Raw genomic sequence first — 14,057 nt, forward strand, 5'->3', positions numbered from 1 at the left:
GCCTCGGGCAGCCGCCGCTGCCACGGGTCACGGTAACGGGCCGTCAGGGAGAAGGTGCCCGACCTGCGAGGTTGCCGGTGACTAGGGGGTCTCCCGGCGCATTCGGTCCTGGGCCTGGGTGGCGATGACGGCGGCCTGGACGCGCCGTTCCACTCCGAGCTTGGCGAGTAGCCGGGAGATGTGGTTCTTCACCGTCTTCTCGGCCAGGAAGAGCCGCCCGCCGATCTGGCGGTTGGTCAAACCCTCGCCGATCAGGGCCAGGATCTCCCGCTCGCGCTCGGTCAGGCCCGGCAGGGCCTCGGGCGCCTGCTCCTCCTGCGGGCCCTGCCGCAGGCGCGCCATCAGCCGGGCGGTGGCGCTGGGGTCGAGCAGGGACTGCCCGGCGGCCACCGTGCGCACGGCCGACACCAGGTCCGAGCCCCGGATCTGCTTCAGGACGTATCCGGAGGCTCCCGCCATGATCGAGTCCAGGAGTGCCTCCTCGTCGTCGAAGCTGGTCAGCATCAGGCAGGCGAGGTCCGGCATGCGCGACCGCAGCTCCCGGCACACGGTGATCCCGTCGCCGTCGGGCAGGCGGACGTCGAGCACCGCGACCTGCGGGCGCAGGGCGGGCACACGCACCAGGGCCTGCTCCACGGTGCCGGCCTCGCCGATCACCGAGATGTCCGGCTCGTCGTCCAGCAGGTCGCGCACTCCGCGGCGTACGACCTCGTGGTCGTCCAGCAGGAAGACCCGGATCGGGCTGTCCGGGCCCGGCTGCTCGCTGACCGGCATCGCTTCACTCCTCGGTTCCGCACTCCGCGCCGTCCTGTCCGCCACGGACGGTGTCGGCCTCCCTCCGCCGATCCTCGTCGTGTCCGGGCCGGACGGCCAGGGCCGGTCGGCCCTGTTTCCAGCCGGCCGTGTCAGGCGGCCGGGACGGCGACGACATCGTGCTGGGGCTCGCCGAGCACGACCTTGAGCGCGCCGGTGTCGGCCGCGCGGGAGAACACGTCGTAGGCCTCCTCCATGTCGTCCAGCGGGAAGGTGTGCGTGACCAGGGACGAGGTGGGCAGTCGGCCGGCGGCCGCCATCCGCAGCAGGGTGGGTGTGGAGTGGGTGTCCACCAGGCCCGTGGTGATGGTCACGTTCTTGATCCACAGGTCCTCCAGGTGCAGCGTCGCCGGTTTGCCGTGGACGCCGACGTTGGCCACGTGCCCGCCGGGGCGCACCATGCGGGTGCAGAGCTCGAAGCTCTCCGGTGCGCCGACGGCCTCGATCACGACGTCCGCGCCGAGCCCGTCGGTGAGGTCGGCGACCAGTTGCTCCGGAGCCTCCCGGGCGTCGGCCACGGCGTCCGCCCCCAGTCGCCTGGCCGCCTCCAGGCGGGCCGGGGCGCGGTCCACGGCGACGATCCGCTCGGGCGAGAACAGCCGGGCGGTGGCGATCGCCGCGAGGCCGATGGGGCCGGCGCCCACGACGGCGACGGTGTCGCCGGGGCGGACGTGCCCGTTGACCACGCCCACCTCGTAGGAGGTGGGGAAGATGTCCGCCAGCAGCACGGCGTCCTTGGCGTCCAGGGTGCTGGGGAGGGGGTGGACGGACAGGTCGGCGTACGGGACACGGACGTACTCGGCCTGGGTGCCGTCGATCAGGTGGCCGAGGATCCAGCCGCCGCCGTCCACGCACTGGCCGTACGTGCCCTCCCGGCAGTAGCGGCAGCGGCCGCAGGCGGTGATGCACGAGACCAGCACGCGGTCGCCGGGCCGCACGGTCCGTACGTCGCTGCCGACCTCGACGATCTCGCCGACGGCCTCGTGGCCCAGGACCGTGCCGGGGCGGACCTCGGGCACGTCGCCCTTGAGGATGTGCAGGTCCGTCCCGCAGATCGTGACGGTGTCGACACGGACGATCGCGTCGGTGGGGTCCTTGATCCCCGGGTCGGGCACGTCCTGCCAGGACGACTGTCCGGGGCCGTGGAAGACCAAGCCCTTCATGACGATCCCTGCCTCTCTGTGTCTCCCCCGGGTCGGGCGGACCGGTGGCTCACCCACGGTCCGGTACGTCCGGACGCCGGTGCGGTGCCGGTTTTGACCCGCAGTTCCAGCTTGGCCCTCCCGGCCGGACCTCGCACGGGCCGGGAGGCGGCGGGCCGTCCCGCGCCGGTGGCACGCGGCCGGACGACTGGCTCAGGCCCGGTGCCAGTCGGCGATCTCCGGCAGATCGGTGCCGTGTTCGCGGATCCAGGCGTGGTGGCGGGTCCGGGCGTCGGCCATCTGCTGGCGTACGGCGGCGGCGCCGACGGCGAGCCCGGGGACGCGGTCGATGACGTCCATGACGAGGCGGTAGCGGTCGAGGTCGTTGCGGACGACCATGTCGAACGGTGTGGTCGTCGTCCCGGACTCCTTGTAGCCGCGTACGTGGGTGTTCGCGTGGCCCGCGCGGCGGTAGGCGAGACGGTGGATGAGCCACGGGTAGCCGTGGTACGCGAAGATCACCGGTTTGTCGGTGGTGAACAGGCCGTCGTACTCGGAGTCGGTCATGCCGTGCGGGTGCTCCTCGCGCGGCATGAGCCGGGTCATGTCGACGACGTTGACCACGCGGACGGCGAGCTGGGGCAGATGGCGGCGCAGCAGCTGGGCGGCGGCCAGGATCTCCTGGGTGGGCACGTCTCCGGCGCAGGCGAGGACGACGTCCGGTTCGCCACCGTTCTCGCTGCCCGCCCACTCCCAGATTCCGGCGCCGCGCGCGCAGTGGGCGCGGGCCTGGTCGATGGAGAGCCAGTCGAAGCAGGGCTGTTTGCCGGCCACGATCACGTTGACGTGGTCGCGGCTGCGCAGGGCGTGGTCGGCGACGCAGAGGAGGGTGTTGGCGTCCGGGGGCAGGTAGACGCGGACGACCTCGGGGCTCTTGTTGAGGACGTGGTCGACGAAGCCGGGGTCCTGGTGGGAGAAGCCGTTGTGGTCCTGGCGCCAGACGTGTGAGGTGAGCAGGTAGTTGAGGGAGGCGATGGGCGCGCGCCAGGGCAACTCCCGTGATGTCCTGAGCCACTTGATGTGCTGGTTGACCATGGAGTCGACGATGTGCACGAACGCCTCGTAGCAGGAGAACAGTCCGTGCCGGCCGGTGAGGAGATAGCCCTCCAGCCAGCCCTGGCAGAGGTGTTCGGAGAGGACCTCCAGGACCCGGCCGTGCCGGTCGAGGTGTTCGTCGACGGGCAGGCGCTCGGCCTGCCAGGCCTTGCCGCTGGCGTCGAACACGGCCTGGAGACGGTTGGAGGCGGTCTCGTCCGGGCCGACGACCCGGAAGTCCCGGCGCCGACGGGTGTCCTCCATGACCTGTGCCAGGAGATCGCCGAGGACCCGGGTCGGTTCGTGGAGCGTCGTGCCCGGCTTCTCGACCGGGACGGCGAAGTCGTCGAGGGAGCGGATGGGGAGGTCGCGGAGGAGGAGTCCGCCGTTGGCGTGCGGGGTGGCGCCGAGGCGCCGGGCGCCGGAGGGGACGCAGGCGAGGACGTCGGCGACGGGCCGGCCGTCCGGGCCGAACAGCTCTCCCGGCTTGTACGAGCGCAGCCAGGCCTCCAGTTGGCGCAGGTGCTCGGGGTTCTCCCGCACCTCGGCGAGCGGGACCTGGTGGGCGCGCCAGGTGCCCTCGACGGGCCGGCCGTCGACCTCGGCGGGGCCGGTCCAGCCCTTGGGGGTGCGCAGCACGATCATCGGCCAGTGCACGCGTTCGGCGACGCCGTCCTCGCGTGCCCTGCGCTGCGCCAGGGCGATGCGGTCCAGGGCCTCGTCGAAGGCGTGGGCCAGCGCGCGGTGCACGGTGGCGGGGTCGTCGCCGGTGACGTGGAGCGGGGTGTGGCCGTAGCCGCGCAGCAGGGCGTCGAGTTCGGCCTGCGGGAGGCGGGAGAGGACCGTCGGGTTGGCGATCTTGTAGCCGTTGAGGTGGAGGATCGGCAGGACGGCGCCGTCGTGGACCGGGTCGAGGAACTTGTCGGAGTGCCAGGAGGCGGCCAGTGGGCCGGTCTCCGCCTCGCCGTCGCCGATGACGCAGGTGACCAGCAGGTCGGGGTTGTCGAAGGCGGCGCCGTAGGCGTGGGCGAGGGAGTAGCCGAGTTCGCCGCCCTCGTGGATCGAGCCCGGGACCTCCGGTGCCACATGGCTGGGTACGCCGCCGGGGAAGGAGAACTGCCGGAAGAGCCGTTCCATGCCGTGCGCGTCACGTGTGACGTCCGGGTAGGTCTCGCTGTAGCTGCCGTCCAGCCAGGAGCCGGCCAGCACGGACGGCCCGCCGTGCCCGGGCCCCCACACGCACAGGGCGTCCAGGTCTCGGGCTGTGATCACCCGGTTGAGGTGGGTGTAGACGAGGTTCAGGCCCGGGGAGGTGCCCCAGTGCCCGAGCAGCCGCGGCTTGATGTGCTCCGGGAGCAGCGGCTCGGTGAGCAGAGGGTTCGCCATCAGGTAGATCTGCCCGGCCGCGAGGTAGTTGGCGGCTCGCCAGTGGGCGTCCAGGGTGCGCAGCTCGTCGTCGGAAAGTACGGTGACGTTCTGGTGTTCGACCTGGGTCATGGGTGACTCCGGAACTCATCGACGGGGGTCGTCGGGCGGTGGAGGACGGCATGGCCGGCAAGAAGGCGACGAAGGTGTCGCGCGCGGCGTACGAGAAGGAACTGCTGCGGTTGCAGACGGAGTTGGTGAAACTCCAGGAGTGGGTGCGGGCCGAGGGCGCCCGGCTGGTGGTGATCTTCGAGGGGCGGGACGCGGCGGGCAAGGGCGGCACGATCAAGCGGGTCGCCGAGCACCTCAACCCCCGTGTCGCCCGGATCGCGGCGCTCCCCAAGCCGACGGAGCGTGAGCGGACCCAGTGGTACTTCCAACGGTACGTCGAGCAGTTGCCGGCGGCCGGGGAGATCGTGCTGTTCGACCGGTCCTGGTACAACCGGGCCGGTGTCGAGCACGTCATGGGCTTCTGCACCAAGGAGGAGTACCAGCTGTTCCTGCGCCAATGCCCGCTTTTCGAGCGCATGTTGATCGAGGACGGGATCCTGCTGCGCAAGTACTGGTTCTCGGTGAGCGACGCCGAGCAGCAGGAGCGCTTCCGGCGCCGGCTGGAGGACCCGCTGCGGCGCTGGAAGCTGTCGCCGATGGACCTGGAGTCGCTTGCCCGCTGGGAGGCGTACTCGCGCGCCAAGGACGAGATGATGGTGCACACCGACATCACCGAGGCGCCGTGGTACGTCGTGGAGAGCGACGACAAGCGCCGGGCCCGGCTGAACATGATCGCCCATCTGCTGGCGTCGGTGCCGTACCACGAGGTGCCGCCCGCGGTGCTGGAACTGCCGGAGCGCCCGCCGTCGACCGGCTACGAGCGTCCGCCGCGCGATCTGCGGACCTACGTCCCCGATCACGCGGCGGACCTCTGAGCGGCGGCGGGTCACCGGGCTCACTCCGGCTCGGGCACGATCACGACCGGGCAGGCGGAGAGGTGCAGCACGCCGTGCGTCACCCGGCTCAGCTGGAGTCCGAAGTGCCGCTGCCGGCGCCGGGCTCCCACGACGAGGAGGTCGGCGTGGTGGGACGCGTCCGCGAGCACGGCGCGGGCGTGGCCCTCGGCGGTACGGCGGCGCAGCCGGACATCGTCGGGGGCCTTCTCCAGCGCCGCCTCCAGACCCGCCACGGCCCGTTCCTCGTACGGCCGTGCCGCCTCGCCGGTCGGCTGGGGGCGCCCCTGGACGGAGTCTGGGGGCGCGTGGTCGGGGTTCCCGTGCGCGGGGCACCGCCAGGCCCGTACCGCCTCGACCTCGGCGCCGCGCCGCCGGGCCTCCTCGAAGGCGAAGCGCACCGCCGCCGAGGAGGTCGGCCGCTCGCCGACGCCGACGACGATCCGGCCGTGCGTGGCGGGCACGGCCCGGTTGTCGTGGCTGCCTCGTACGACGACCATCGGGCAGTGCGCGTGCGCGGCCACCGTCAGGCTCACCGAGCCCAGGAGCGCCTCGGTGAGGCTGCTGCGGCCGCGGGTGCCCGTCACCAGCAGGGAGGCGGTGCGGCTCTCCCGCAGCAGGGTGTACTCGGGTTCCTCCGGCACCACCTCGGTGGTGATCTTCACCTCCGGACGGCGCAGGCCTGCCCGCCGGGCGGCGCTCTCCACGATCACCTCGGCCCGTACGCCCTCGGGTACGCCGTCGTCCCGTACGCCCTCGGCGAGGTGGGCGCCCTCGTACCGTTCCCACAGCGAGGCGTACACCAGCCGCAGCGGCGCCCCGCGCAGCGCGGCCTCGTCGGCGGCCCAGTCCACGGCCCGAAGGCTCGGTTCGGAGCCGTCCACGCCGACGACGACTGTCAGGTCCCTGCTCATGCCGCTCACCGTCCCGCGCCGAGGTCGAACACGATCCGGGCCTTGACCTGGCCGCGCAGCACCTCGTCGATGGAGTCGTTGACGGAGGCCAGCGGGCGGGTCTCGCAGATGACCCTGGTCCGACCGGCCGCGTGCAGTCGGAACACCTCGGCGAGGTCCTGCCGGGTGCCCACGATCGAGCCGATCACACTCGTGCCGTTCAGGACGGTGTCGAAGATCGGGACCTGGACGGTGCCGTGGGCGGGCAGGGCGACCATGACGAGCTTGCCGCCGCGCCTGAGTCCCGCGTTGACGGCGGCGAAGGCCGCGTCGTTCACGGCGAGGGCGATGGCCGCGTGGGCGCCGCCGTGCCGCCTGAGCACCTCGCCGACGTCCTCCTTGCGGGCGTCGATGACGAGGTCGGCACCGAGTTCGGCGGCCAGTTCGAGCTTCTCGTCGGTGACGTCGATCGCGGCGACGGTCGCCCCCGCGATCCTGGCGTACTGCACGGCGAGGTGACCGAGACCGCCGATCCCGGAGATCGCGACCAGCTGCGAGGGCCGTACGCCGGCGACCTTGAGCGCCTTGTACGTGGTGACGCCGGCGCAGGTGAGCGGGGCCGCGTCGACGGCGGTGACACCGTCCGGCACGGGCTGGGCGAAGTCGGCCCACGCCAGCATCTTCTCGGCGTACCCGCCGTCGCAGCCGTAGCCGGTGTTGATCTGCTGCTCGCACAGCGTCTCCCAGCCGGACAGGCAGTGCTCGCACCGCCCGCAGGCCCGGCCCAGCCAGGGCACGGCGACACGCCGGCCGATGCTGAGGTGGGTGACCCCGTCGCCGAGCTTCTCGACCAGGCCGACGCCTTCGTGACCGGGGACGAACGGCGGGTTCGGCTTGACAGGCCAGTCGCCGTGGGCGGCGTGGATGTCGGTGTGGCACAGTCCGGACGCCTCGACACGGACGCGGACCTGGCCGGGGCCGGGTTCGGGGTCGGGGCGGTCCTCGATGACCAGGGGTGCGCCGAAGGCTCGGACGACCGCTGCCTTCATGGGTTCGACTCCTCGGGTGGTGGCGTCAGTGGTGCGGGACGACGGCGACGGGGGCGGCGCTGTGGTGCAGCACGGCGTGGGTGACCGGGCCGATGTGGGCACCGAACGCGTTGCGGCGGATCCGCCGGCCCACGACGACCAGGGAGGCCTCACGGGACGCGTCGGCGAGGTGGATGCCAGGGGTGCCGTAGTGCGACTCCTCGGTGACCTCGACGTCCGGATGCTTCTCGCGCCATGGGCGCAGGACCTCGGTCAGGGCGATGGTCTCGCGGCGGGCGAGGGCTGCGTGGAGTTCGAGGTCGACGGAGAGGCCGTAGGCGTAGTAGGGCGGTGGGTTCCAGCCGTGCACGACCCGCAGAGAGGTGCTGCGGCGGGCGGCGGCCGCGAAGGCGAACTCGATCAGTTCCTCGTCGGGGCTCTCGATGTCGAGGCCGAGGACGACGGGCCGGAACGGCGTCGCCGCGGACGGGATGCCGACCGGGTCCATCTCGTGCTCGTCGGCGGCCAGTTCCTCGGCGCGGACCAGGACGGTCGGCCGGTCGGCGTGCGCCACGACCGCCAGCCCGACCGAGCCGACCAGGAAACCGCCGATGCCGCTCAGCCCGCGCGAGCCCAGGACCAGCAGCTCGGCGTCCCTCGCCTCGTCGACCAGCACCTCGAAGGGGCGGCCCGAGGTGTGCTCGGTGACGACCTCCAGCCCCGGGTGGCGCAGGCGAAGGCCCTCGGCGGCCTCGCGGGGGACGCGCTCGGTCCAGTGCTGCCGGGTCTCCGTGCCGAGCAGCGGTGCCTGTGCCATGGGGGCCGGGACGGGCTCCCAGACCTGCACCAGCTTCAGCGGCACGCCGAGCAGTTGCGCCTCACGGGCCGCCCACTCGGCCGCCGAACGGCTCTCACGGGAGCCGTCGAGGCCGACGGTGACGGTGCGGTTCATGATCTCCACCTTTGAGGTCGGGTACCGATCGGAGGGTTCGAGCGGGGGTTTCGCGGTTCGCATCGAGCTTCCTGCGCGGGCCGGTTCACCGGCAGGGGCCGCAGGTCCCTGGGGAGGGCCGACCGGCCCTGCCCGGCGCGGCGACACCACCACCGGAGGCCGCTCGTGAGCCTGCTGCCGGCGACGATGCCCGCCGTCGTCCGCACCCGTGTCCGCGCCACCGTGCCGCCCTCCCCCTCGCCACCGTGCTGCCCTCCCTGCGGCACGGCGAACGCCTCTTCGCCGCCTGGCCGTTCACCCGGCTCGTGCATGTGGGGAGCGCACCGGTCGGCCACCTCGTCCACCTGGCGGCGAATGCTGTCGGTTGCGGCCACTATGCTCCCGCCCATGAACGAGGACGACAGAGGCCCCGAAAGACGAGTCGTCGACGGGCGCTTCGAGTTGGAGACCCGTCTCGGCGGGGGCGGGATGGGGACCGTCTGGCGGGCCAGGGACCTGGTGCTGCACAGGCTCGTGGCCGTCAAGGAGGTCCGCCCGCCCGACCGGGACCTCGCCGAGTACGACCCCGAGGGCGCGCGGACCCTGCGGGAGCGGGTACTGCGCGAGGCCAGGGCGCTGGCCCGCATCGACCATCCGAACGTCGTCACCATCCACCACATCGTCGACGGCGGCGAGGGCACCTACCCGTGGATCGTGATGGAACTGGTCAGCGGCGGCTCGCTGGCCGACCGGCTGGCCGGGGGCCCGATGCCGCCGGCCGAGGCCGCACGGATCGGCCGGCAGGTGCTGGGCGCGCTGACCGCCGCGCACGACGCCGGCATCCAGCACCGGGACGTCAAGCCGGCCAACGTCCTGCTGCGTCCCGACGGACGTCCCGTCCTCACCGACTTCGGCATCGCGGCGATCCGCGAGACGAGCGGCCTCACCGCCACCGGCTCCGTCATCGGGACCCCGGACTTCATGGCACCGGAACGCATATCGGGGCAGGAGGGCGGGTCCGCCTCCGACCTGTGGTCGCTGGCGATGATGCTGTACGCCGCCGTGGAGGGCCACCACCCGCTGCGCCGGGGCTCCACCCTGGCCACGCTCGCCGCGGTCCTCAACGACGACGTGGCGCCTCCCCGGCGCGCCGGTGCCCTGGGCGACGTCCTGATGAGCGTGCTCGTGCGGGACCCGGCGGCACGACCGTCGGCCGCCGAACTGGACCGGCGACTCGCCGAGGTCGAGTCGGCGCCGGCGGGCCCGGCCGTGTGGGACGAGCCCACGTCGTACCCGCTGACCCCGCCGACGCCCGCCACCGGGGTCGGGACCGGCTCCCCGGGTACGACGCGGGTCACCTCGGCGGGCTTCGGTCCGCCGCCCGCGCAGACACCGCCGGTGCATCCGCCGGTGCATCCGCCGCTGGGCCGGACGCCCCCCGGCCACTCACCGCTGGGCCAGCCGCCGCTGGTCCAGTCGCCGCTGGTCCAGTCGCCGCTGGTCCAGTCGCTGCCGGGGAAGGTGTCGTACCAGCCGGTGACCGCGCCCGTGAACGGGGCACCGCGGCGCGGGCCGCGTCTCGCCGCCCTGCTGAGCGTGTCGGGGGTGTCGCTGGCCGGTGTCCTGGTCCTGCTGTGGTGGCTGCTGCCCCTGGACGACACCGGTGACGCGAACGCGACCGTCCCGCCGACCACGTCGACCTCGGCGTCGCAGTCCCGGTCGAAGTCGACGGCCACCGCCACGCCGACCGACGACGCCTCACCGACCGACGCCCCGGAGACAGAGCAGCCGGACGACACCGTCACCGGCGGCATGCTGACCCCGGACGGCATCCGCACGGCGATCAAGGCGTTCGAGAAGGAGACCGGCCGCGACCGGTACGGGGACTTCTCGGTCTACCCGGACTACGTGTCGGCCCAGCTCATGGTCGACGGCAGCGACACCAAGTACGACACCTACACCTACCGCCCGGGACGGGGCGTGGAGAAGGGCATCATCAAGGGCACCCTCGCCGGCGGCGAACAGCCCGTCAGCCTCGACGACTTCGACTGGGACAAGGTCCCCGCACTCCTGAAGCAGGCGGAGAAGAAGCTCAACGTCCCCGATCCGGTGAACCGTTACCTGCTGGTGCGACAGCCCAACGACATCTTCGACACTCCGGCCGGTATGGCCGTCTACCTGAGCGACGAGTACAACCAGTCCGGGTATCTGGAGGCCGACCCGAACGGCAAGGTGACCCGCGTGTACCCCGCGGCGGACTGACCCGACACCCGGGGGTGCCGCGAGCGGCGTTTCACCCCGCCCGCACGCCCCCCGGGTACCGTGGCCGACGATACGGCTCCGGCCGGTCGTTCGGTTCGGGCCGTGCGGTTCGTGCGTGTCAGCCGCCCAGGGCCGTGAGCACCACCGACCTGGCCTCGTCCTGGACACGGCGCAGGTGGTCCGGGCCGAGGAAGGACTCGCCGTAGATCTTGTAGACGTCCTCCGTGCCCGAAGGTCGGGCGGCGAACCAGGCGTTGGCCGTGGCGACCTTGATGCCGCCGAGGGCGGCGCCGTTGCCGGGGGCTTCGGTGAGGACCGAGGTCACCGGCTCACCGGCGAGGGTGTCGGCGGTGACCTGGCTCGGGGACAGCTTGGCGAGCAGCGCCTTCTCCTCGCGGGACGCCGGGGCGTCGACGCGCGCGTAGGCGGGGGCGCCGAACCGTTCGGTGAGCAGGGCGTAGTGCTGCGAGGGGGTCTTGCCGGTGACGGCCGTGATCTCCGAGGCGAGCAGCGCCAGGATGATGCCGTCCTTGTCGGTGGTCCACACCGACCCGTCGCGGCGCAGGAAGGACGCGCCGGCCGACTCCTCGCCGCCGAAGCCGAGGCTGCCGTCGGACAGGCCGTCCACGAACCACTTGAAGCCGACCGGGACTTCGACCAGCTCGCGGCCGACGTCGGCGGCGACCCGGTCGATCATGCTGGACGACACCAGGGTCTTGCCGATCCCGGCGCCCGCCGGCCACTGCTCGCGGTGCGAGAAGAGGTACGAGATCGCCACGGCCAGATAGTGGTTGGGGTTCATCAGGCCCCCGTCCGGCGTGACGATCCCGTGCCGGTCGGCGTCGGCGTCGTTGCCGGTGGCGATGTCGAACCGGTCGCGCCTCTCGATGAGGGAGGCCATGGCGTACGGGGAGGAGCAGTCCATGCGGATCTTGCCGTCCCAGTCCAGCGTCATGAAGCGCCAGGTGGGGTCGGTGAGCGGGTTCACCACCGTGAGGTCGAGCCGGTGCTGCTCGGCGATGCGGCCCCAGTAGGCGACCGAGGCGCCGCCGAGCGGGTCGGCGCCGATGCGTACACCGGCGGCCCGGATCGCGTCCAGGTCCAGGACGCTCGGCAGGTCCGCCACGTAGGCCCCGAGGAAGTCGTGGCGGCCGGTGCCGGGGGCGGCCAGGGCACGGGCGTACGGGATGCGCCGTACGTCCTTCAGGCCGCCCGCGATGATGTCGTTGGCCCGGTCCTGGATCCAGGAGGTCGCTTCGGAACCGGCCGGTCCGCCGCTCGGCGGGTTGTACTTGAAGCCGCCGTCGGCGGGCGGGTTGTGCGAGGGGGTGACCACCACACCGTCCGCGAGACCGGACGTACGGCCGCGGTTGTGGGTGAGGATGGCGAGCGAGACCGCCGGAGTGGGTGTGTAGCCGTCGGCCTGGTCGATGAGGACGGTCACGTCGTTGGCGGCGAAGACCTCCAGTGCCGTGATCCGCGCGGGCTCGGACAGGGCGTGGGTGTCGGCGCCGAGGAAGAGGGGGCCGTCGGTGCCCTGGGCGGCGCGGTATTCGCAGATGGCCTGGCTGGTGGCGGCGATGTGGTCCTCGTTGAACGCCGCCGCGAGGGAGGAGCCGCGGTGTCCCGAGGTCCCGAACGCCACCCGCTGCCCGGGCTCGGCCGGGTCGGGATGGAGCGCGTAGTACGCCGTGACCAGACGGGCCACGTCGATGAGGTCCTCGGGCCCGGCGACCTGTCCCGCTCGCGCGTTCTGCATTTCCCCGCTCCTCCGCAAAGGTCGACCGTTGAGTACGGAGCTCATTCTCCCCTGCCGGGCCCGTCGGGACGCACGCGCACCTGGCACCCGTTGTGGCCGTGCGCGGCGGGTGCGACGATACGGGTCGGTGAGCGAAGGGACGTCGACGTGAGTCACGAGGACCAACGGCCGCCCGCCGCCGTGCTGTTCGACGCGCTGGGCCCCGCCTACGAGAAGGCGTTCGCCCATGCTCCCGCCCATCTGTCCGCCCTCCGGTGGCTGATCGAGCGGCTTCCGCCGGCCGCGCGGACGCTGGACGTGGGCAGCGGCACCGGCCGGCCGACGGCGGCCGCGCTGGTCGAGGCGGGCCACTCCGTGGTGGGCGTCGACGTCTCGCCCGTCATGGTCGACATCGCCGCCCGGCAGGTCCCCGGGGCCGAGTTCCGCCGCGGCGACATCCGCGAACTGCCTCTGGAAGCCGACACGTTCGACGGCGTGTGCGTGTTCTTCTCGCTGTTGCAGATGACCCGTGCCGAGCAGTCGGCGCTGACGCGGCGCCTCGCCCGCGCCCTCCGGCCGGGCGGGCATCTGGTGCTGGCCACCGTGCCCGCGGACGTGGAGGACGTCGAGGTGGTCTTCATGGGCCGGCCGGTCCGCGCGACCAGCTTCGCCGAGGAGGGCGTCGTCGCCATGGCGGAGGCGGCGGGGCTGACGGTCCTGTCCCGCCACGACGCCGTCTTCGCCCCGGACCATCCGGACGCCGGTCCCGAGCCCCATCTCTTCCTGTACTGCCGACGCGACGGGACCGGCGACTGATGACCGGCGCCTGAGGCGCGGCCCCCACCGCGCCGACGCTCTCGGCCGCGCCGACGCTCACGGCCGCGCCGACGCTCACGGTCGCGTCGACGCGGAGAGCGGGACGAGCGTGGTCACCGCGTTGTGCAGTCCGGAAGGCCGCAGCAGTTCCTCCGGGGTACGGCGGCCCCACCCCGGGCCGCACAGCAGACGGGACTGTGTCTGCGCGCGCCCCGGATCCCCCAGCGGGTCGCCGCGACGCGCTGGGCCGGCGGCAGGGCGGCGGTGGGCCGCGACTGCGCCCACAGCGCGACGGCAGCCGGGGCGACCCGTCGTACGGCTCCGTCCAGTGCCTCGGCCGGGACCGCCCCACCGAGCATCAGCACCGGGACGTGCCGCTCCGCCGGCGCGGCGGCGAGCGCCTCCAGCGGCAGCGTGTGGTGTCCGTCGGGCAGACAGGCCGGCAGGGCGGGCGCGGCCTTCCCCCGGCGGCGGCGCCGAGAGGTACACGTGCCGCAGCGTGGTGGAGATGTGCCAGGACAACAGGTGCTCGACCTCCACGTACCGGTCGCCGCAGGACTCCCACTTGCGGCCGACCGCGCGTAGCGTGGGCGCCATCACCTCCTCCCACGCGACCACGAGCCCGTGGGCGCGCACCACGGCCCGGAGTCGTTCCTGGACGGCCGGGGCGGCTAGTGCGGGGGCGTCGACGTCACCGGGCGACCAGCGGCGCCGGCGGCCTTCGGCCCGTACGGCGGGCCCCAGGCCGTAGCGGCGGTCCCAGGAGCGCTGCGTCGTCGGCGACACACCCAGCCTGCGCGCGAGGAAGCCCGTGGTCACCCCGTGCCGGGGCAGGTCCGCGCCCGGCTCCGCCGACGGCCCGCCGCCCGGCTCCGGTGCGAGCGGGGCGGCGGGGCGGCTCAGGACGGAGGCGGCGGAGGTGGCAGAGGTGGCAGAGCCGGGCGCGGGCAGGTCCGACATGGTTCCTACC

Annotated in this window: 10 protein-coding genes and 1 pseudogene; 3 read left to right on the forward strand and 8 right to left on the reverse strand. The window is 73.0% G+C overall.

The annotated features are described in order from the left end of the window. Positions 1–81: 81 nt before the first annotated feature. From ACZ52C_RS32790 to ACZ52C_RS32800, 3 genes are all read right to left on the reverse strand, one after another. Positions 82–774, reverse strand: coding sequence for a response regulator (locus tag ACZ52C_RS32790; protein WP_469078170.1), 693 nt, complete (start codon positions 772–774; stop codon positions 82–84). Positions 775–905: 131 nt separating this feature from the next. Beyond that, positions 906–1,976, reverse strand: coding sequence for a zinc-dependent alcohol dehydrogenase family protein (locus tag ACZ52C_RS32795; RefSeq protein ID WP_469078171.1), 1,071 nt, complete (start codon positions 1,974–1,976; stop codon positions 906–908). Between the two features lie 192 nt (positions 1,977–2,168). Next, complete coding sequence (locus ACZ52C_RS32800; protein ID WP_469078172.1) at positions 2,169–4,547, reverse strand: phosphoketolase family protein; 2,379 nt, start codon at positions 4,545–4,547, stop codon at positions 2,169–2,171. A 50-nt stretch (positions 4,548–4,597) separates the two neighbouring features. On the opposite strand from ACZ52C_RS32800, the gene ppk2 reads away from it, so the two are divergent. Beyond that, the gene (gene ppk2 / locus ACZ52C_RS32805) at positions 4,598–5,401 is read left to right on the forward strand and encodes a polyphosphate kinase 2 (RefSeq protein ID WP_469078173.1); all 804 of its coding nucleotides are present in this window, start codon (positions 4,598–4,600) and stop codon (positions 5,399–5,401) included. Between the two features lie 20 nt (positions 5,402–5,421). Here the strand turns inward: ppk2 and ACZ52C_RS32810 are convergent, their stop codons facing one another. The 3 genes from ACZ52C_RS32810 to ACZ52C_RS32820 are packed head-to-tail and all read right to left on the reverse strand — an operon-like array spanning position 5,422 to position 8,292. Continuing rightward, positions 5,422–6,333, reverse strand: a complete 912-nt coding sequence (locus tag ACZ52C_RS32810) for a universal stress protein (protein WP_469078174.1) — start codon at positions 6,331–6,333, stop codon at positions 5,422–5,424. A 5-nt stretch (positions 6,334–6,338) separates the two neighbouring features. Next, the gene (locus tag ACZ52C_RS32815) at positions 6,339–7,361 is read right to left on the reverse strand and encodes a zinc-dependent alcohol dehydrogenase (RefSeq protein WP_469078175.1); all 1,023 of its coding nucleotides are present in this window, start codon (positions 7,359–7,361) and stop codon (positions 6,339–6,341) included. 25 nt (positions 7,362–7,386) lie between these two features. Continuing rightward, positions 7,387–8,292: a universal stress protein gene (locus tag ACZ52C_RS32820; RefSeq protein ID WP_469078176.1), complete on the reverse strand. Its 906-nt coding sequence runs from the start codon at positions 8,290–8,292 to the stop codon at positions 7,387–7,389. 387 nt (positions 8,293–8,679) lie between these two features. On the opposite strand from ACZ52C_RS32820, the gene ACZ52C_RS32825 reads away from it, so the two are divergent. Next, positions 8,680–10,533, forward strand: coding sequence for a serine/threonine-protein kinase (locus tag ACZ52C_RS32825; RefSeq protein WP_469078177.1), 1,854 nt, complete (start codon positions 8,680–8,682; stop codon positions 10,531–10,533). A 118-nt stretch (positions 10,534–10,651) separates the two neighbouring features. On the opposite strand, the gene pgm is transcribed toward ACZ52C_RS32825, so the two are convergent. Further along, positions 10,652–12,292 carry a phosphoglucomutase (alpha-D-glucose-1,6-bisphosphate-dependent) gene (pgm, locus tag ACZ52C_RS32830; RefSeq protein WP_469078178.1) on the reverse strand — a complete coding sequence of 547 codons (1,641 nt, stop codon included), beginning with the start codon at positions 12,290–12,292 and terminating at the stop codon, positions 10,652–10,654. A 147-nt stretch (positions 12,293–12,439) separates the two neighbouring features. Between pgm and ACZ52C_RS32835 the strand changes: the two genes are divergently transcribed. Next, positions 12,440–13,087, forward strand: coding sequence for a class I SAM-dependent methyltransferase (locus ACZ52C_RS32835; protein ID WP_469078179.1), 648 nt, complete (start codon positions 12,440–12,442; stop codon positions 13,085–13,087). A gap of 75 nt (positions 13,088–13,162) precedes the next feature. Here ACZ52C_RS32835 and ACZ52C_RS32840 read toward each other — a convergent pair. Next, positions 13,163–14,047 (reverse strand): annotated as a pseudogene (locus tag ACZ52C_RS32840) (B12-binding domain-containing protein). Positions 14,048–14,057 lie beyond the last annotated feature (10 nt).

The organism is Streptomyces sp. NPDC034049, from assembly GCF_055575575.1.